Raw genomic sequence first — 19,258 nt, 5'->3', positions numbered from 1 at the left:
CCGCGCCGGGGCGGCGCTGAGCAGCCCGTCGGTGAGCGCACCCGGGGACGGCGAGCTGCTGCCCCAGGTGCGGATCCGGCACTGGGGCCGCTGGGTCGCCGGGCTCGCCGTGCTCGCCGTGCTGGGGCTGCTGCTCCAGGCGGTCTCCGAGGGCGACATCGACTACGCCAGCATCCCGGACCTGCTCACCCAGGACGTGATCCTGGAGGGCCTGGTCGACACCATCGTGCTCGCGGTGGTCGCCCAGGCCGGTGCGGTCGTGCTCGGCACGATCGTGGCGCTGATGCGCACCTCGGCCAACCCGGTGCTCCGCTGGGTCTCCTGGGCCTACATCTGGGTGTTCCGCGGGCTGCCGGTGCTGCTGCAGATCCTGCTCTGGTACAACATCGCGCTCGTCTTCCCGACGTTCACGATCCCGGTGCCCTTCTCCGACGCCTACCTGCTCGACCAGCCGGCCAACGCGGTGATGACCGGCTTCCTGGCGGCGCTGCTCGGGCTGGGGCTCAACGAGAGCGCGTACATGGCCGAGATCGTCCGCGCCGGGCTGACCAGCGTCGACCGCGGGCAGACCGAGGCGGCGAAGTCGATCGGGATGGGCCCGCGCAAGGTGCTGTCCCGGGTGGTGCTGCCGCAGGCGATGCGGGTGATCATCCCGCCGACCGGCAACGACTTCATCAACATGCTCAAGGGGACGTCGATCGCCTCGGTCATCGGCTTCACCGAGCTCATCCACGCCGCCAACGCGCTGTCCAGCCGCAGCCTGGCGGTCATGGAGACGCTGCTGGCGGTGGCCGTCTGGTACATGGTGGTGGTGAGCGTGGCCAACGTCGGGCAGTACTACCTGGAGCGGCACTACAACGCCTCGATCCGGCCCACGGGCACCCGCGGGTCGGTGTGGGCGAAGGTCGGCGGCTCGCTGCGCACCCCGCCGTTCACCCGGGGTTCCCGGTGACCGCGGCGCAGGGCGAGGTGCTCGTCCGGGCCCGGCAGCTGCGCAAGCACTACGGCTCGCTGGAGGTGCTCCGCGGGGTCGACCTGACCGTGCGCCGCGGTGAGGTCGTCGTCCTGCTCGGCGCCTCCGGTGCCGGCAAGAGCACCCTGCTGCGCTGCGTCAACCACCTCGAGGCCGCCGACGGCGGCGAGATCTGGGTGGACGGCGTCCCGATCGGCTTCCGGCACGACGGCGGGGTGCTGCGGGAGCTGCGCGAGCGGGACGTCGCCCGGCAGCGCGCGGACATCGGCATGGTGTTCCAGCGGTTCAACCTCTTCCCGCACCGCACCGTGCTGGCCAACGTCACCGAGGGGCCGGTGCAGGTGCGCGGCGTGCCGCGGCGCGAGGCGGAGGCCCGGGCCCGGGAGCTGCTGGCCCGGGTGGGCCTGGCCGACAAGGTCGACACCTACCCCGACCGGCTCTCCGGCGGGCAGCAGCAGCGGGTGGCGATCGCCCGGGCGCTGGCGATGCGGCCCAAGCTGCTGCTGTTCGACGAGCCGACCAGCGCGCTGGACCCCGAGCTCGTCGGCGAGGTGCTGGCGGTGATGACCGAGCTGGCTGAGGAGGGGATGACGATGATCGTGGTGACCCACGAGATCGCCTTCGCCCGCGAGGTCGCCGACCACGTCGTGTTCATGGACGGCGGGGTGGTGGTCGAGGAGGGGCCGCCGGAGCAGGTGATCGGGGCGCCGCAGCACGAGCGCACCCGCGCCTTCCTGGCCCGGGTGACCGCGTGAGCTCTGCGTACCTGTCCGGGTTCGCCGAGGACACCGGGTACCTCGACTTCGCCCGGGTCGGCCCGCCGTCCCAGGCGGTGGTCGCGGCCGGCACCGCCGCGCTGTCGGCGGTGTCGGCCGCCGGGCGGGGCACCGTCGACCGGCTGATGGACGCCGAGGAGCGGGCCCTCGCGGCGGCGTGCCGGCTGCTGGGCTTCCCGCGGGAGAACCTCGTCTACTCGCCGAGCACCTCGGCCGGGCTGTTCCAGGCGGCGTTCGCGGTGCGCGGCCGGGTGCTGGTCAGCCCGGCGGAGTTCCCGGCCAACCTCTACCCGTGGTGGCGCGCGGCGGCGGCCGGTCGGGTCGAGGTGGCGGACCTGCCGGCCGGGCCGGTCACGCCGGACGCCGTCCGGGCGGCGCTGGCCGTCACCGACGCCGCGGCGGTCGTGCTCAGCGCCGTCGACTTCGCCACCGGCTTCCGCGCCGACCTCGCCGGCCTGCGCGAGGTCGTGGGGGAGCGGCTGCTGGTGGTCGACGGCATCCAGGGCGTGGGGGCGGTCGAGATGGACTGGACGGCGGCCGACGTGCTGGTCGCCGGCGGCCAGAAGTGGCTGCGCAGCGGCTGGAGCACCGGCGTCGTCGCCGTCTCCGACCGGGCGCTGGACCGGCTCGACCCGCTGCTGGCCGGCTGGACCGGGGTCCAGGGCGCCACCGACTACGACGGCCTGGAGCACCCGCTGGCCGACGGCGCCGCCCGGTTCACCACCACCAACACCAGCCCGGTGGCGCAGGCCTGCCTGGCCGCGGGGCTGGAGCTGCTGGAGTCGGCCGGCACCGCGTGGGTGGCCGGCCGCATCTCCGCGCGGGTCGACGAGCTGCTGGAGGTGCTCGACCGGCGCGGCGCCGTGGTCACCTCCGAGCGCGACCCCGCCCGCCGGGCCGGCATCGTCTCCTTCCGGGTGCCGGGGCTGGACGGCGCCGCGCTGCACGAGGCGCTGGGCCGGGCGGGGGTCACCTGCACCCGGCACGGCGAGCGGGTGCGGCTGTCGGTGCACGCGACGACGACCGCCGCGGCGCTGGACCGGGTGGACGCCGCGCTGGGCTGAGCCGCCCCGGCACGCGCGCGGCGGGCGGGCAGGGCATCATCGCGCTGTGCGCGCCGATCGTTGGACCAGGCAACGACACCGCCGCAGGACCCCGGCATGAGCAGCACGGGACGGCGGGCGGACCACCGGGTCACCTTCGCGGTGCTCGCCACCGGGGTGATCGCGTTCTCGCTGCTGCAGTCGCTGGTGACGCCGGTGCTGCCGACGCTGGAGGCCGGGCTGGGCACCAACCAGTCCGACGTCACCTGGGTGCTGACCGCCTACCTGCTCTCCGCGTCGGTGTTCACGCCGATCCTGGGCCGGCTGGGCGACATGACCGGCAAGAAGCGGATGTTCGTCGTCGCGCTGGCCGCTCTCGCGCTGGGCTGCCTGCTCGCCGCGCTGGCGACTGACCTGACCGTGATGGTCGTCGCCCGGGTGGTCCAGGGCATCGGTGGCGGGGTGCTGCCGCTGGCGTTCGGGATCATCCGCGACGAGTTCCCGCGCGACCGGGTCGCCGGGGCGGTCGGCGCGATCTCCTCCCTGGTGGCCGTCGGCGCCGGCGTCGGGCTGGTCGTGGCCGGCCCGATCGTGGACGCGTTCAGCTACCACGGGCTGTTCTGGCTGCCGCTGGTCGTGCTGGTCGTCGCCGCGCTGGCCGCGCAGTTCCTGGTGCCCGAGTCGCCGGAGCGCACCGCCGGCTCGATCAACTGGGCCGCGGCCCTGCTGCTGTCCAGCTGGCTGGTCGCGCTGCTGCTCGCGGTCAGCCAGGCGCCGAGCTGGGGCTGGGGCTCGGCGGAGGTCCTCGGGCTGCTCGTCGCCGCCGTCGTCCTCGCCGTCGTGTGGGTGCTCGTCGAGTCGCGCGCGGTGCAGCCGCTGATCGACATGCGGATGATGCGGGTCCGCGCGGTCTGGGCGACCAACCTCGTCGCGCTGCTGTTCGGGGCGGCGATGTACGCCGCCTTCGCGTTCCTGCCGCAGTTCCTGCAGACGCCGTCGTCGGCGGGGTACGGCTTCGGCTCCACGGTGACCGAGTCGGGGCTGCTGATGCTCCCCCAGACGATCGCCTCGTTCGTCCTCGGCCTCGTCTCCGGCACCCTCGCCCAGCGGATCGGGTCCAAGGTCGTGCTGGTCATCGGGACGCTGGTTGTCGCCGCGGGCTACCTGGCGTTCGCGCTGGCGCACGACTCGCAGGGCGCGATCCTGGCCGGCTCGGTCGTCATGGGCGCCGGCTTCGGGCTGGCCTTCGCCGCGATGTCGAACCTGATCGTCGCCGCCGTCCCGCCGTCGCAGACCGGGGTGGCCAGCGGCATGAACGCCAACATCCGCACGATCGGCGGGTCGATCGGGGCCGCCGTCATGGCCTCGGTGGTGACCGCGCACGCCGGTGCGGGCGGGCTGCCGGCGGAGTCCGGTTACACCAACGGCTTCCTGATGCTGACCGGTGCGCTGGTGGCCGCCGCGCTCGCCGCCCTGCTCATCCCCGCCGTGCGGCGCGACCCCGCCACGCACGCCGAGCCCGACGTCGCGCTGCGCCACCCCGAGGCCGCGCTCGTCGCGGGCGGGACCCTGGTGGGCGACGACCCGGAGTGACACGCTCGCGGCCATGAGCACCCGGTCGTGGATGTCGCTGTGGTCGCGGGACTCCGCCCTGTCGATCGCCTCGGAGGGCTCGTTCCTCTCGATCGGCAGCGTCGGCTCGTTCGCCTCGATCGGCAGCATCGCGTCCTCGACGTCGGTGCTGTCCGCGGGCAGCTGGATGTCGGTCGGCTCGGCGCTCTCGGCCCAGTCGGTCGGGTCGGTGCTGTCCTGGCGCTCGGTGGGTGGCGTGTCGAAGGCGGCCTGCGTCGCCGGGGCCGCCGTCCTCGGGCTGCTGCTGGCCGAGCGGGACTGATGGCCGGCACCGTCGACGAGTACCTGGCCGGGCTGCCGGACGACGTCCGGGCGCGGGTGGGCGAGGTGCGCCGCATCGTGCACGAGGTCGTGCCGGACGCCGGGGAGACGATCAGCTACGCGATGCCGACGTTCACCCTCGACGGCCTGCCGCTGCTGCACGTCGCGGCGTGGAAGCAGCACATCGGGCTCTACCCGCTGCCGCCGCTCGACGCCGAGCTCGCCGCCGAGGTCGAGCCCTACCGCGGCGCCAAGGACGCCATGCGGTTGCTCCACGTGGAACCGCTGCCCGGCGCGCTGCTCGCCCGGGTGGTGCAGGCGATGGTCGACCAGCGCGGCTGAGCTCAGGTGGGCAGCGGCTGCCGGGCCGGGGGGGCGAGCACGGTGCCCGCGTCGACCAGCAGGTCGGCGGGCCCCGGGCGGCCGAACAGCCAGCCCTGGCCGCCGTCCACCCCGAGTCGCCGCAGCACCTCGTGCTCGGCGGCGGTCTCGACGCCCTCGGCGACCACGCAGATGTCGGAGCTGTGCGCGAAGTCGACCAGCGACTGGGCGAGCTTGGCCAGGATCGGGTCGGTGTCCAGGCCGCTGACGATGCTGCGGTCCATCTTGATCACGTCCGGGCCGGTGACGACGATGTGCCGCAGGCTGCTGAAGCCGGCCCCGACGTCGTCGATCGCCAGCCGCATGCCCCGGGCGCGCAGCGGGGCCAGCGCGGCGCCGAGCGCGGCGTAGTCCTGCACCTGCTCGTGCTCGGAGAGCTCCAGGACGACGCGGTCCAGCGGCAGGTCGCCGAGCACCTCGCGGCACAGCGGGGTCAGCAGGGTCTGCGGCGAGACGTTCATCGCCACGTAACCGGTCACGTCGTCCAGCAGGTCGGCAGCCCGGCTGAGCGCGAGCAGCTCGAGCAGGTCGCCCTGGCCGATGCTGTGCGCCTCGGCGAAGACGACGTCGGGCGTGCGGCCCCACGCGCGCGGGAAGCGGCTCAGCGCCTCGGCCCCGATCCGGGCACCGGTGCGCAGGTCGACGATCGGCTGCAGGACGACGTCCGGGCCCCCGTCGGCGATGACCGGCGCGAGCCGCCCGGAGATCTCGGCCTGCCGCTGCTCCTCGCGCACCTGCGGCTCGATGACCAGCGCCGCGGCCTCGGCGAGCACCTCCATCAGCGCGAGGTCGCGCACCGACACCTCGGGGTCGCTGACCAGGCCGAAGGCGCAGAAGGTGCCGTAGACGCTGCCGTCGCTGAGGACGACGGGCACGCTCACGTGCCCGCGGATCGGCGGCAGGTCGGCCGGCAGGCGGCGGACCGCCTCGGGGACGTCGCGTGCGTCGGGCATGACCTGGGGGAGGTGCCCCTGCACGACGGCCAGGCAGAAGCCGCTGTCCCGGGGGCCGGTGTAGCCCGCCCGGATCGCGCCGAGCGACGAGTCGACCACCTGCAGCGTGCGGCTGGTCTCGTCGATCCGGCTGAGGAACGCGACGCTGAGGTCGAGCTTGCGACGGGCGGTCGCCAGCAACCCCGCGACCTGCCGTTCCGCCTCGGTGCACTCCCGCTGCACGTGTCCTCCTGGGCGCAGTGCCCTCTCGGCCGTGAGAGGGCGGAGGAGGATCGTGCCGGACGGATCAGTTCCGCCACATCACCCGCAGGGGTGCCTCGACCGGCGGGGTCAGAAGGTGGGGCTCCACCACTCGACGTGGTCGTCGACGGCCGGGAAGACGACGAAGAGCAGCAGCGCCGAGGCGGTGAGGACGAGGAGCACCGACATCGCCGACCTGCTGCCCCGTCCGCCGGGGAGGTGGCGCCAGTCCAGCCGTACACGGTCAGGTCGTCCCCAGCAGCACGGCGGGACCGTCCGGTGACTCGGACTTCGGGGTCGAGCCGTCCAGCTCGGCGTGCACGATCAGGCGCAGCCGGTCGGTGAACTTGGGCGTGCAGGTCACCAGGGTCAGGTACCCGCGGTCCGGGACGTCGCCGGCGGCTCCGGGGACGGCGGCGATGGCGTCGGTGGCCGTGGGCTCGGTGACGACCACCTCGGACACCCGGTAGACGTACCAGGTGTCGACCGTCTCGACGACGATCTCGTCCCCGTCCTGGAGCCGGTCCAGGTCGATGAACGGGCTGCCCTTGCCCACCCGGTGGCCGGCGACGGAGAAGTTGCCGATCTCGCCGGGCAGGGCCGTGTCGACGAAGTGCCCCGGCGCCTCCTCCAGGACCGCGTCGTCGGTGCCCTCGACGACCGCCTGCTCGTAGTCGTCGCCGAGCCGGGGGATGTGCAGGAACGCGAAGGCGGTGCCGAAGTCGGGCGCCGTGCTCGCCGGCAGCGGTGCCGGCGAGCTCCAGTCGTCGCGGAGCTGGTCGGCGACCTCGTCCTGGGCGCGGTCGCTGCGCAGGTCGGTCACCCAGACCTGGTAGGCCACGAACAGCAGGACGACGACGGCCGCGGTGATCCCCGCCTGGCAGACGGTCCGCACGACGCGCTGCACCAGTGGGACCGGAGCGCGCGGCGGGGCGAGCTCGCTGACCCGTCGCGCCTCCGCCCCGGAGGCGCGACGCCCCGCCCGGTGCCGGGCGGGGCGTCGCTGGGACCGGTCAGGCAGCGTGGGCTCCGGACCCGGCACGGCGGCGACGGGTGGCGACCAGGCCGGCACTGCTGCCGGCCAGGACCAGGCCACCGACCGCGGCCAGGCCGATGACGTTCGCGCCGGTGCCCGGCAGCGGGGTGCCGCCCGCGGTGTTCGTCGGCCGCGCGACGACCACGTCGATCAGCTTCTTCGCCGTCGCGCCGAAGCGGTCGGTGACGGTCAGCTCGACCGCGTACGTGCCCGGGGCGTTGTACTTGTGCGTGACCTTCTCGCCAGTACCGAGCGTCCCGTCCCGGAAGTCCCACGCGTAGGTCAGCACGTCGCCGTTGACCTCGTCGACGTCCGCCGACGGGGTGGCGTCGAAGGCGATGGTGCTCGGGTCGGTGGCGGTCGCGGCCCAGGTGAAGTCAGCGGTGGGCGGGGTGTTCGTGTAGCCGAAGTCGACGACGTTGCAGCCGAAGGTGATCGAGTCGATCAACAGGTCGTTCTTGACGCCGGAACCCAGCGAGTACCCGAACGCGGTGATGTCCGCAGCCGGGAACGCGGTGACCCACTCGTCGAGGGTGCCGTAGTGGGCGCCGCCCTGAGCTGCGCCACTGGTGCCGTCCTTGTGCGGCGCCTTGTCCTTGAACTCCTGCGGGGTCGCGTTGCTCAGCCACCAGTTGGCGCCGTAGGCCTTCTCGCCGATCAGGATGCCGTCCGCGGTGCCGTCGTCGTCGAGGTCGACGACCAGCTGGTACCCGGGCAGGGTGCCGGTCGGGGTGCCCTGGTAGTTGAGCGAGTAGTTGGTCAGCGCGGTCTGGCTGGCGAGGGCCACGTCGAGCCCGCCGTAGTACGCAGCCGCCTTGTCCGTCGACTTGGTGCCCTCGGTCCAGACGCGCAGTGCGCCGGGGTTGTCGACCTTGATGTCGTTGTGCCCGGTGGCGCGGGTGTCCTTGGTGTCGAACGCCGTCGTGAAGGAGTTCTGGTCGATCGGGATGACGCCGCAGGCGTTGGCCGAGGCGACGCCCGGGATGGCCGCCGCGAGCACGGCTGCCGTTCCGGTGGTCAGGGCAGCGGTCAGCAGGACACTGGTGGTGCGCTTCACGTACGGCTCGCTTCTGTGAGAGACGGAACGCTCCCTCACGTCGCCGACGCGCACGAGTGGGCAGTCGTCGTCGTCCTCCACGCGGCGGTGACCCGCCGTCCCCCGTGATGTCGTACGCGACCACGCAGGCACGTCCGGTCGGACCGCCCTGCGAGCAGGCAGAGCATCGACGGACGGTGCTCGGCTCGGGAAGCCCTCACCCGGAGAAAGTCCTGGTCACCAACCAGTGCACGTCGCGTCGGTACTGTGCGTCACGTCACGTGGCGACTCGAGTGACCGGTGGGACGGGTGCGGCGAGGCCCTGGCCGCCGCGGCGTCAGCCGGCGAGGGCCCGCTGGGCGTCGAGGACGTCGGCCGGGCCGGGGCGGCCGAACAGCCAGCCCTGCCCGAAGTCGACCTGCAGGGTCCGCAGCATCGCGTGCTCGGCAGCGGTCTCGACGCCCTCGGCGACGACCCGGACGCCGCAGCCGTGGGCGAACTCGACCAGCGACTCCACCAGCCTGGCCAGCACCGGGTCGTGGTCCAGGCCGCTGACGATGCTCCGGTCGATCTTGATGACGTCGGGGTTGGTGACGACGATGTGCCGCAGTGAGCTGAAGCCCGCGCCGACGTCGTCGATGGCCAGGGTCATGCCCTGGGCGCGGAGCGGGAGGACGACGGCATGCAGGGCGTCGTAGTCGGCGACCTGGTCGTGCTCGGACAGCTCGAGGACCACCCGGCGCAGCGGCAGCGAGGCCAGCAGGTCGAGGCAGTCGCGGGTGAGCAGGGTCGCGGGGGAGACGTTCATGGCGATGTAGCCGGGGACGGTGTCCAGGTGTGCGGCGGCCTGCTGCAGCGCGAGCAGCTCGAGGCGGTCGCCGGCGCCGATGCTGTGCGCCTCGGCGAAGACGGCGTCGGGGGCCATGCCCCACTCGCCGGGGAAGCGGCTCAGCGCCTCCGCGCCGACCCGGGCGCCGGAGGCGAGGTCCACGACGGGCTGCAGGACGACGTCCGGGCCGCCGCGGGCCATGATCGGCCGCAGCCGCTGCTCGATCTCGTCGTGCTGCTGCCGGTCGCGCAGGTCGGGCTCGATGATCACCGACGCCGCGTTGGCGAGGACCTCCATCAGGGCCTGGTCGCGGGCGGAGAGCTCGGGGTCGGAGCGCAGCCCGAAGGCGCAGAAGCTGCCGTAGACGCTGCCGTCGCTGAGCGTCACGGGAGCGGTGACGTAGCTGCGGATGCGGGGGACGCGGGCCGGGCGCAGCTTCATCGCCGCGGGGAAGTCCCGGACGTCGGGCATGACCGCGGGGAGGTCGCCGTCCATCACGGCCTGGCAGAAGCTGGTGTCCTGCGGCTGGGTGAGGCCGTCCTTGAAGACCAGCGGCATCGAGGACTCGACGACCTCGAGGTGCTGGGTCGTCCCGTCCAGCCTGCTGAAGAAGGCCACGCTGAGGCCCAGCGACTTCCGTGCCGTCTGCAGCAGGTCGGCGATCTGCTGCTCGGTGGCCGAGCGCTTCCTGCGCACGTCTGACTCCGTCCGTGGTGGGCGCACCCCGGTGTGTTCCAGGTGGTTGCCCTCTCCCACCCATCGGCACGTGCAGCGGATGGGTTGAGCACGACCTACCCGGCGGCGGTGATCACGGCAGGTGAGGATGTCGCGGTGGAGATGATCATCGTGGCGGACGCCGCGCAGGCAGCGGGTGAGGTGGTCGGCCGGCTGCTCGTCCCGGCGATCGGGGTGCTGCTGATCGTGCTGGGCAACCGCAAGCGCTCGGCCGCCCGTCGCTCGCCCGCCCCGCAGTCGACCGGCAAGGGGCTGCGCGTCACCGGCTGGGTGATCGTCGTGCTGAGCGTCCTCAGCATCCTGGCCAACGCCGGCGCCAACGCGTAGGCGCCGGAGGGCGGCGACGAGGTCGCCTGCCGCCCCGCCGACGCCATCGAGCTGCCCGACTACGCGGACCTCGTCACGCGCTGACCGACGACGGCGCCGACCGGGTGGCCCGGTCGGCGCCGCAGGGTCAGTCGTCCTCGCCGTCGGACCAGCGCTGCGGCCAGCCGCCCCACGTGCTGTCCACCCGCTCGGTGACCCGCTCCTCCACCTCCGCCAGGCGCTCGTCGGCCTCCGCCTGGGTCAGGTCGCCGTCGGCCACCGCCTCGGAGAGCCGCTCCTGCGCGGCGGCCACCAGGGCGTCGACCAGGGTCTCGACGGCCACGCCCTGCTCCTCGGCCACCGAGGCGAGCGTGGCGCCGTCGGCCTCGAGCGCCGTGCGGAGCTCGTCCTCCGTCATGCCCAGCGCCGTCGCCGCTGCCTCGAGGCCCGCGCCCGGGCCGCCCCACCCGCCGAACCCGCCGGGCCCGCCGCCGTGCCCCCAGCCGTGCCCGCCGCCGAGGTCGGCGTCGTCCAGGGTGGCGGCCACCTCGTCCACCTGCTCCTGGGTGAGGGAACCGTCCTCGACCAGCCCGGCCAGCGCCTCGGCGATCCGGTCGGCCCAGGTGGTGTCCGAGGTGTCCGAGGTGGTGGGGTCGCTCGTGTCCGGATCGGCCAGGGCCGGGACGGCGACCGCGACGCCGCCCACTGCCAGCAGGCCCGCCGCGGTGAGGGTGATCAGCTTCGTGCGCACGATGGTGTCCTCCGAGTCCGGTCGGGCCATCCGACCGTCGACGTCAGAGTCGAGCGCGGGGCTGTGCGCACGCTGTCGACGCCGTCAGCCCCGCCTGTCCGATCCAGCCCGCCCGGGCCGGGCGGGGAGGCTCAGCTGCGGCGGCCGAGGAGGTAGCCGATCCAGACGCCGAGCAGGGTGAGCACCCCGCCGCCGGCGGCGCCGACCAGCAGGGGTCGCGCCTCGGTGGGGATCCAGCCACCGGCGACGGCGGCGGCCGGGGCCTTCGCGTAGCTGACCGGAGCGGCCGCCGCAGGCGTTCCCGCGGGAACGTCGGCGGCCACCGGCGCGACCTCGGCGACCACGTTGGGCTCGACCAGCTCCTTGTCCACCGCGGAGAAGAACTGCCCGGCCATCCGCTTCGCGACGCCGGCGATCATCCGCTGGCCCACGCCGGCGACCGCGCCGCCGACCACGGCGTCCGCCGAGTAGGTCAGCTCCGTGCCGCCCTCGGACGGCGCCAGGTTGATCTGCACCACCGCCCGCACCGACCCGGGGCCGCCGGAGCCCGACGCGTGCATCACGTAGGACGACGGGAAGGTGAGGTCGGACAGCCGCACCTCGCCGGCGTACTTCCCGCGGATCGCGCCGACCCCGGCCGAGACGACCATCGTGTAGCTGTCCTCGCCGACCTGCTGCAGCGACTCGCAGCCCGGGATGGTCCGCGCCAGCACCGCCGGGTCGGTGATCACCGCCCAGACCTGCTCGGGCGACGCCGAGAGCACCGCACTGCCGTCGAGGTTCACGCCATGACTCCACTCGGGTTGTTGATCACGCGCTCGGTGTCGGAGCGCACCAGGTCGTACAGCTCGGACGGCGAGATGGGCATCGCCGCGATCCGCCGTCCCACGGCGTCCTCGATCGCCGACGCGATCGCCGCCGACCCCGGGATGACGCCGGCCTCACCGGCGCCCTTGATCCCCAGCGCGTTCAGCGGGGAGGGCGTCGACTGGTGGTCGATGTCGATGTCGGGCACCTCGGAGGCGTACGGCATCAGGAAGTCCATGAACGAGGCGTTGGTCAGCTGGCCGTCGCGGTCGTAGGCCATCCGCTCGTACAGCGCCCCGCCCACGCCCTGGGCCACCCCGCCGTGCACCTGTCCCTCGACGATCATCGGGTTGATGATGTTCCCGCAGTCGTGCACCACGGCGTACTGCACGATCGAGATCTCCCAGGTCGCGGGGTCGATCTCCACCACCACGGCGTGCGCGCCGGAGGCGAAGGTCGAGCGCAGCGGGGAGTAGTAGTCGGTGTGCTCCAGGCCCGGCGCGTCGCCGGCCGCGACCGGTGGCTTCGAGTCGTCGGAGGCCCCGGCGAACTGGGTCGCCTGCCGCGCCGCCTCGTCGAAGGCGTAGCGCAGCGGGTTCGACAACACCGCGACCGTGCGCAGCGGGATGGTCGCCCCCGGGATCCCCTTGACCCCGACCACGCCGTCGGAGATCTCCAGGTCCTCGGGAGCCGCCTCCAGGACCTCCGCGGCGATCCGCAGCGCCTTGTCGCGCACCCCGCGGGCGGCCAGCGCCACCGCGTTGCCGCTCACCACCGCGGCCCGGGAGGCGAAGGTGCCGACCGCGTAGCCGAACCGCCGGGTGTCGCCGGTGGTCACCTCGACGTCCTCGATCGGGACGCCGAGCTCGGCGGCCGCCAGCTGGGCGAACACCGTCTCGTGCCCCTGGCCCTGCGAGGTGAGCCCGGTGGAGACCAGCACCTTGCCGCTGCCCAGCACCTGCACGTGCGCGCCCTCGTAGGGCCCCGGCCCGGTGCCCTCCACGTAGGGGGCCATCCCGATGCCCAGCAGCTTCCCGCGCGCCTCGGCGTCGGCCCGGCGCGCGGCGAAGGTGTCCCAGGAGACCAGCGCCTTGAGCTTGGCCATCATCCCGGGGTAGTCGCCGGAGTCGTAGACCAGCGGCCGGCCGTCCTGGAACGTCAGGCCCCAGTCGTAGGGGAACTGGTCGGGCTGGATTAGGTTCCGCTCGCGCACCAGCGCCCGGTCGATGCCGCGCTCCTGGGCGATCCGGTCCATCGTGCGCTCCATCGCGAAGCAGCCCTGCGGCCGCCCGGCGCCGCGGTACGGCGTGACGACGACGGTGTTGGTGTAGACGCTGAACACCTGCGCCCGGTAGACCGGGATGTCGTAGGGCCCGAGCAGCTGGGTGGCCGTGTTGATCGGGACGATGATCCCGTAGGGCGTGTACGCGCCGTTGTCGTGCCAGACCAGGACGTCGAGGGCCGTGATCCGCCCGTCGTCGTCGTACCCGACGGTGATCTCCTGCCGCTGCTGGCGCTCGTGGGCGCTGGAGACGAAGTGCTCGCGGCGGTCCTCGGTCCACTTCACCTCGTGGCCCAGCAGGCGAGCGGCCATCGGCACGAGCAGCTCCTCGGGCCACGGGTGCACGATCTTCACGCCGAACCCGCCGCCCACGTCCGGGGCGATGACCTCGACCTTCTCCAGCGACAGCTCGAGCTTGGCGGCGATCGCCGCGCGCACCGACGTCGAGGCCTGGGTGGAGGAGTAGACCCGCAGCGAGGAGTCCGCGTCGTCCCAGCGGGCGTGCACGCCCTTGCCCTCCATCGGCATGGACGCGCTGCGCTCGAAGTACTGGGTGAACGACAGCGTGTGCGCCGAGGCGGCCAGGGCCGCCTCGACGTCCCCGGTCTCCTGGTGGTGCCGGGCTGCCACGTTGTCCGGGACGTCGTCGTGGACGGTGTGCTCCGCGGCCTCGGCGGCGTCGACGCCGACCACCACGGGCAGCTCCTCGTAGCTGACGGCGATCAGCGCCGCGGCGTCCTCGGCGACGTACCGGTCGGTGGCCACCACCATGACGATCGGCTCGCCGACGTGCTGGGCGACGTCCTTGACCAGCGGGTACCCGGTGCGCGGCGCGGTGAGCTGCGGGTGCGGGATGAGCACCGGCAGCGGCTCGGCCATCGGGCCGGTGAGGTCCTCGTAGGTGTAGACGGCCAGCAGGCCCTCGACGTCCAGCGCGGCGGTGACGTCGACGTCCAGCACCCGGGCGTGCGCGTACGGGCTGCGCACGAACGCGGCGGCGTAGGCACCGGAGCCGATGTCGTCGAGGTAGCGGCCCTGGCCGACGATCAGCCGGGCGTCCTCGCGCCGGCGGACCGGCTCGCCGAAGAACTTCGTGGTCACCGGGCCGCCTCGTCGCGCATCGCCGCCGCCGCGTGCCGGCAGGCCTTCTTGATGTTGGCGTAGCCGGTGCAGCGGCACAGGTTGCCGCCGACCAGCTCGTCGACCTCCTCGTCGGTGATCTCCACCGACGGGTCGCGGGCGTCCAGGCCGGCCGCGATCGTGGTCAGGAAGCCCGGCGTGCAGAACCCGCACTGCAGGGCGTGGCACTCGCGAAACGCCTCCTGGATCGGGTGCAGCACCTGCCCGCCCTGGTGGTCGGGCCGGGACAGCCCCTCGACCGTGGTGACCTCGTGCCCGTCGACCTGCACGGCGAGCACCAGGCAGGAGCGGGTCGGCTGCCCGTCGACGAGCACCGTGCACGAGCCGCAGACCCCGTGCTCGCAGCCGACGTGCGTGCCGGTCAGCCCGAACTCGTGCCGCAGCGCGTCGGACAGCAGCCAGCGCACCGGCACGGTGGCTTCGCGTGGGACACCGTTGACGGTGACCACGACGGTCCGCTCGGTGTCGGTGCTCACTGCTCGGGTCATGCCGTCCTCCCGGCTGCCTCACGGGCAGCGTCCGCCAGCGTGCGTTCGGTGAGCGTGCCCACGAGCAGCCGCCGGTAGTCCGCGCTGGCGTGCAGGTCGCCGTCGGGGTCGACCAGCCCGCGGGCCAGCTCTCCGGCAGCGGCCCAGTCGGCGGTGTCGACCGGCCGGCCCGCGACGGCGTCGGTCAGGTCGTGCACCTCGGGCACCAGCCCGACGGAGATGTAGGACGCCCGCGCCGAGGTCACCCGCCGGTCGGCGTCGAGGGTGACGACGACGCCCGCGCCGCACACCGCGTAGTCGCCCTTGCGCCGGGCGATCTCGGCGAAGGCGGTGCCCGAGCGCGCCGGCAGCGCGGGGAAGAAGGCGTCCAGGACGACGGCCGGCCCGTGCACCGAGGTCTCCAGCGGCCCGACGAAGAAGTCCTGCCAGCCGACCGTCTCTCGGCCGCTCGGGGTGGCGACCGTGACGGACCCGTCCGTCAGCGCGAGCACCGAGGTCATCTCCCCCGACGGGTCGGCGTGCGCGATGGAGCCGACCGTCGTCCCCCGGTTGCGGATCGCCGGGTGCGCGACGTTCGCCGTGGCCCGGCCCAGCAGCGGCTGGACGCCGGCCGCGGCAGCGGAGGCCAGCAGCTGCGCGTGCCGCACCAGCGCGCCGACCCGGACGCCGTCGGGCGAGGCGTCGATCGCGTCGAGGCCGGGCACGCCGTTGATGTCGACCAGCGTGGTCGGCGCGGCCAGGCGCATCGACAGCAGCGGGAGCAGCGACTGGCCCCCGGCCAGCACCTTCGCGCCCTCGCCCTCGGCGACCAGGACGGCGAGGGCGTCGTCGACCGAGCGGGGGTCGGCGTAGCCGAACGGAGCGGGCTTCACCGGGTGCGGCACCTCCACGGGTCGACGGGGGAAGGCATGACTCTGGCACCCGCTCCTGTGCTCCGGAAGTACCTCACCGCTAAATCTTCGTGACGGCGTTCGCCGCCTTCCCGAGTGGCTCAGCGAAGCGGTCGGTCGGGGCCGGGTGCGCTCGCCGTGCTGGCGATCTACGACTGCGCAGCGTCACCGGACGGGCCGGAATCGGCGACCTCGGGCGTCGCCGCCCGCACTGTGGGTGACTGCTGGTCGGCGAGCCGTGAGCAGCTGGACGTTCCCTGTGAAAAGCGCCCGGGCAACGGTGCCGCAACGGCCCGAGGCGCGCTAGCTTCCGGCACGCCCGGTGCGCCAGCGTCGGAGAGCTCGTAGCCCGGGAGTCGGTCATGGTCGGTGCACGGCGTTCGTCGGGGTCGATCAGCCGCGCCCGAGGGCTGGCCGCCACGGCCGCACTCCTGCTGGCGGTGTCCGTGCTGTCGGTGATCCAGACAGCCCAGCCGGCGGCGGCCGCGCTCCCGGCCGGCTTCACCGAGGTGACGGCGTTCGGGAACCTGGCCAACCCGATCGCGGTCAAGTTCGCCCCGGACGGGAAGGTCTTCGTCTCCGAGAAGCGCGGCACCATCCAGATGTTCGACGGTCTCACCGACACGACCGCGACGCAGGTCGCCGACTTCCGCAGCGAGGTCCACGACTTCTGGGACCGGGGATTCCTGGGCCTGGCCGTCGACCCGAACTTCCCCGCCACGCCGGCCATCTACGCGATGTACGCCTTCGACGGTCAGCTGCCCGGGGCGCCGGTCCTCCCCAGGTGGAACGACGCCTGCCCCAGCCCCCCCGGCGCGACGACCGACGGCTGCGTGGTGAGCAGCAAGCTGGTCCGGCTCACGCTCGATCTCGCCAACCCGGGAACGGCCACCACGACGTCGCAGGTCCTGATCCACGACTGGTGCCAGCAGTTCCCCAGCCACAGCGCCGGTGACCTGGTCTTCGGCAACGACGGTGCGCTCTACGCCTCCGGCGGTGACGGCGCCAGCTTCGACTTCGTCGACTACGGCCAGACGGGCCACCCCGCCAAGAACCCGTGCGGCGACCCCGGCGGGACCATGACCCCGCCCACCGCCGAGGGCGGCGCGCTCCGGTCCCAGGACCTCCGCACGCCGGGAGACCCGACCTCGCTGAGCGGCACGATCATCCGGATCGACCCCACCACGGGCGCGGCCGCGGCAGGCAACCCGAACCTGGCGGCGACCGATGCGAACGCCCGGCGGATCGTCGCGTACGGACTGCGGAACCCGTTCCGCATGGCCGTGCGCCCGGGAACCAGCGAACTGTGGATCAGCGACGTGGGCTGGGCCACGAGCGAGGAGCTCAACCGCATCCCCAACCCCACCGCCGCCGTCACCAACTTCGGCTGGCCCTGCTACGAGGGGCCGGTCAGGAACAACGAGTACGACAACACGAACCTGAAGATCTGCGAGGACCTGTACGCGGCGGGCGTGGACACCAAACCGGTCGTCTCCTACCAGCACGGCGCCAGGATGAACGCCGCGGACACCTGTGCCACGGCCAACGGGTCATCGGCCTCGGGCGTCGCGTTCGCGAGGTCCACGGGGAGCCCGTACCCCGCCGAGTACAACGGCGCGGTCTTCTTCGCCGACTATGCCCGCGATTGCATCTGGGTCATGACGCTGGGCACCGACGGGCAGCCGAACCCGGCGTCGGCGCGGCCGTTCGTCTCGCCGGCCCGGGCACCCGTCGACCTCGAGATGTCGCCCGCCGGGGAGCTCTTCTACGCCGACATCACCGGCAGCATCCGCCGCATCACCTACGGCGGCGGCACCACGCCCCCGCCGCCGCCCCCGCCCCCGCCGCCGCCCCCGCCGCCGGGGGGCACCTGCGCGGCCGGTCAGTACACGGCGGAGTACTTCGCGAACACGACGCTCACCGGCACCGCCGCCGCCAAGGTCTGCGAGACCGGTCCGATGCTGGACAAGGACTGGGTCATGGCCGCGCCCGCGACCGGTGTCCCGGCGGACAACTGGTCGGCCCGCTTCACCGGCTCCATCGACTTCCCGACGGCGACCACGTACACCTTCACCGCCCAGGCCGACGACGGCATCCGGGTGTGGATCGACGGCACGGTCCTCATCGACCAGTGGCGCGACCAGGAGGCCACCTTCACCGCGGCCCGGGCCCTGACTGCCGGGACGCACCAGGTCCGCGTGGAGTTCTACGACGCCTACCAGGAGGCCGTCGCCAAGGTGAGCTGGGTGGGGGCGCCGCCGCCGCCGAACAGCACGGCGCCGGTCCCGGTCATCAACACCCCGGCGGCAGGCGCGAACTGGAAGGTCGGTGACACCATCACCTTCACGGGGTCAGCCACCGATCCGCAGGACGGCGTGCTCCCGGCGAGCGCGCTGAGCTGGGAGACGGTTCTCCAGCACTGCCCGGATGCCTGTCATGCCCACCCACTGCAGACCTTCCCCGGCGTGGCCTCCGGGTCGTTCCTCTCGGTCGACCACGAGTTCCCCGCCTACATCGACCTGAAGCTGACTGCGACGGACTCGACCGGAGCGAAGACGACGGTCGTGCGGCGGCTCGACCCCCGGACCGTCGCGGTCACCGTGAACTCCGCCCCGCAGGGGCTGTCGCTGACCTTCGGCGCCCGGACCGCGGTGACGCCCTTCACCACCACGATGATCGAGGGTGGCACCAGCAGCCTGTCGGCACCGTCGCCGATGTCGCTGAACGGCACCTCCTATCAGTTCGCCAACTGGTCCGACGGTGGCGGTCAGTCGCACAACATCGTGGCCGGGGCGACCGCGGCGACCTACACCGCGAACTACGCCGCGGTCGGTGGCCCGGGGCCCCCGCCGACGACCTGCCTCGACGCCCAGTTCCTGGCGCAGTACTTCGCCAACAAGACCCTCACCGGGACGCCTGCGTCGCAGGGCTGCGAGGCGGGGCCGTTGAACAAGGACTGGGCGATGGGTGCGCCGACCGGAGTCGGCCCCGACAACTTCTCGGCGCGGTGGACCGGCAACTTCGACTTCGCCGTCCCCGGCTCGTACACGTTCACCGCCACGGCGGACGACGGCATCCGGGTGTACGTCGACGGGACGATCCTGATCGACCAGTGGCGCGACCAGGAGGCCACCTTCACCGCGGCTCGGACGCTCACCGCCGGGAGGCACCAGGTCCGCGTGGAGTTCTTCGACTCCTACCAGGAGGCGGTCGCGAAGGTGGGCTGGGTGGCCACGCCCACCGCTCCGCCACCCCCGGCGGCGTGCGCGACCGGTCAGTACCGGGCCGAGTACTTCGGCAACACCACGCTCGCGGGGACGCCGGCGAGATCGGTGTGCGAGGCGGGGCCGCTCAACAAGAGCTGGGGGACAGGTGGCCCGACCGGCGTCCCGGTGAACTACTTCACGGCGCGCTGGACCGGCACGTTCACCTTCACTGCCGGCAGCAAGACCTTCACCGCCGTCACCGATGACGGAGTGCGGGTCTGGCTGGACAACGTCCTCATCATCGATCGGTGGACCACCGCGGGGACCTCCCGGATCACGCGGACGGTGACGGCCGGCCCCCACGTGGTGCGGGTCGAGTACATCGAGCGGACGGGCTCGGCCTCGGCGCGGGTCAGCTGGTGACCCGGCGGCAGGAGCGGCGGACCGCGATCGGCTCGGTGCCTCCTGCCGCCGGGAGGTCGAAGCCGCAGAC

General features: G+C 73.3%; 17 protein-coding genes. 8 read left to right on the top strand and 9 right to left on the bottom strand.

Going from position 1 to position 19,258, the window contains the following annotated elements; translation table 11 throughout:
- Window positions 1-31: 31 nt before the first annotated feature.
- The 6 genes from FHX36_RS14785 (at window position 32) to FHX36_RS14760 (ending at window position 5,027) form a co-directional block, all read left to right on the top strand.
- Window positions 32-952 (top strand): amino acid ABC transporter permease, encoded by a 921-nt coding sequence (locus tag FHX36_RS14785; RefSeq protein WP_110552457.1) that lies wholly within the window; start codon window positions 32-34, stop codon window positions 950-952.
- Window positions 949-1,728, top strand: a complete 780-nt coding sequence (locus FHX36_RS14780; RefSeq protein WP_110552448.1) for an amino acid ABC transporter ATP-binding protein — start codon at window positions 949-951, stop codon at window positions 1,726-1,728. The genes FHX36_RS14785 and FHX36_RS14780 overlap by 4 nt, the downstream gene beginning before the upstream one ends.
- Window positions 1,725-2,813, top strand: a complete 1,089-nt coding sequence (locus tag FHX36_RS14775) for an aminotransferase class V-fold PLP-dependent enzyme (RefSeq protein ID WP_110552449.1) — start codon at window positions 1,725-1,727, stop codon at window positions 2,811-2,813. The genes FHX36_RS14780 and FHX36_RS14775 overlap by 4 nt, the downstream gene beginning before the upstream one ends.
- 96 nt (window positions 2,814-2,909) lie before the next feature.
- Entirely contained in the window at window positions 2,910-4,385 is a 1,476-nt protein-coding gene (locus FHX36_RS14770) for an MFS transporter (protein ID WP_110552450.1), read from the top strand.
- Window positions 4,386-4,398: 13 nt separating this feature from the next.
- Entirely contained in the window at window positions 4,399-4,686 is a 288-nt protein-coding gene (locus tag FHX36_RS14765) for a hypothetical protein (RefSeq protein WP_110552451.1), read from the top strand.
- The gene (locus FHX36_RS14760) at window positions 4,686-5,027 is read left to right on the top strand and encodes an iron chaperone (RefSeq protein ID WP_110552452.1); all 342 of its coding nucleotides are present in this window, start codon (window positions 4,686-4,688) and stop codon (window positions 5,025-5,027) included. The genes FHX36_RS14765 and FHX36_RS14760 overlap by 1 nt, the downstream gene beginning before the upstream one ends.
- Window positions 5,028-5,029: 2 nt before the next feature.
- Here FHX36_RS14760 and FHX36_RS14755 read toward each other — a convergent pair whose 3' ends face one another.
- The 4 genes from FHX36_RS14755 to FHX36_RS14740 form a co-directional block, all read right to left on the bottom strand.
- Window positions 5,030-6,241 carry a sensor domain-containing phosphodiesterase gene (locus FHX36_RS14755; protein WP_110552453.1) on the bottom strand — a complete coding sequence of 404 codons (1,212 nt, stop codon included), beginning with the start codon at window positions 6,239-6,241 and terminating at the stop codon, window positions 5,030-5,032.
- A 262-nt stretch (window positions 6,242-6,503) separates the two neighbouring features.
- Window positions 6,504-7,166, bottom strand: coding sequence for a class E sortase (locus FHX36_RS14750; protein ID WP_258372757.1), 663 nt, complete (start codon window positions 7,164-7,166; stop codon window positions 6,504-6,506).
- 106 nt (window positions 7,167-7,272) lie between these two features.
- Window positions 7,273-8,352: a PKD domain-containing protein gene (locus FHX36_RS23985; protein ID WP_146251605.1), complete on the bottom strand. Its 1,080-nt coding sequence runs from the start codon at window positions 8,350-8,352 to the stop codon at window positions 7,273-7,275.
- Between the two features lie 316 nt (window positions 8,353-8,668).
- The gene (locus tag FHX36_RS14740) at window positions 8,669-9,856 is read right to left on the bottom strand and encodes a sensor domain-containing phosphodiesterase (RefSeq protein ID WP_110552455.1); all 1,188 of its coding nucleotides are present in this window, start codon (window positions 9,854-9,856) and stop codon (window positions 8,669-8,671) included.
- A 135-nt stretch (window positions 9,857-9,991) separates the two neighbouring features.
- On the opposite strand from FHX36_RS14740, the gene FHX36_RS14735 reads away from it, so the two are divergent.
- Window positions 9,992-10,222 (top strand): hypothetical protein, encoded by a 231-nt coding sequence (locus tag FHX36_RS14735; RefSeq protein WP_110552456.1) that lies wholly within the window; start codon window positions 9,992-9,994, stop codon window positions 10,220-10,222.
- A 127-nt stretch (window positions 10,223-10,349) separates the two neighbouring features.
- Here FHX36_RS14735 and FHX36_RS14730 read toward each other — a convergent pair whose 3' ends face one another.
- The 5 genes from FHX36_RS14730 to FHX36_RS14710 form a co-directional block, all read right to left on the bottom strand.
- On the bottom strand, window positions 10,350-10,952 hold the full coding sequence (locus FHX36_RS14730) for a hypothetical protein (protein ID WP_183513857.1): 603 nt from the start codon (window positions 10,950-10,952) through the stop codon (window positions 10,350-10,352).
- Between the two features lie 131 nt (window positions 10,953-11,083).
- Window positions 11,084-11,737: an SRPBCC family protein gene (locus FHX36_RS14725; protein WP_110552867.1), complete on the bottom strand. Its 654-nt coding sequence runs from the start codon at window positions 11,735-11,737 to the stop codon at window positions 11,084-11,086.
- Complete coding sequence (cutA, locus tag FHX36_RS14720; RefSeq protein WP_110552866.1) at window positions 11,734-14,142, bottom strand: aerobic carbon-monoxide dehydrogenase large subunit; 2,409 nt, start codon at window positions 14,140-14,142, stop codon at window positions 11,734-11,736. The genes FHX36_RS14725 and cutA overlap by 4 nt, the downstream gene beginning before the upstream one ends.
- On the bottom strand, window positions 14,139-14,669 hold the full coding sequence (locus tag FHX36_RS14715) for a (2Fe-2S)-binding protein (RefSeq protein ID WP_110552865.1): 531 nt from the start codon (window positions 14,667-14,669) through the stop codon (window positions 14,139-14,141). Before FHX36_RS14715 ends, cutA begins: the two co-directional genes overlap by 4 nt.
- On the bottom strand, window positions 14,666-15,541 hold the full coding sequence (locus tag FHX36_RS14710; RefSeq protein WP_110552868.1) for an FAD binding domain-containing protein: 876 nt from the start codon (window positions 15,539-15,541) through the stop codon (window positions 14,666-14,668). The genes FHX36_RS14715 and FHX36_RS14710 overlap by 4 nt, the downstream gene beginning before the upstream one ends.
- A 380-nt stretch (window positions 15,542-15,921) precedes the next feature.
- Here FHX36_RS14710 and FHX36_RS14705 point away from each other — a divergent pair, with 380 nt between their 5' ends.
- Window positions 15,922-19,188, top strand: a complete 3,267-nt coding sequence (locus FHX36_RS14705) for a PA14 domain-containing protein (protein WP_110552864.1) — start codon at window positions 15,922-15,924, stop codon at window positions 19,186-19,188.
- The last annotated feature ends 70 nt before the right edge of the window (window positions 19,189-19,258 follow it).

Origin of the sequence: Modestobacter versicolor (assembly GCF_014195485.1) — a bacterium.
Classification (GTDB): domain Bacteria; phylum Actinomycetota; class Actinomycetes; order Mycobacteriales; family Geodermatophilaceae; genus Modestobacter; species Modestobacter versicolor.
Note: the sequence above shows the minus strand (reverse complement) of the source record. Positions and strands in the feature narration are given on the sequence as shown.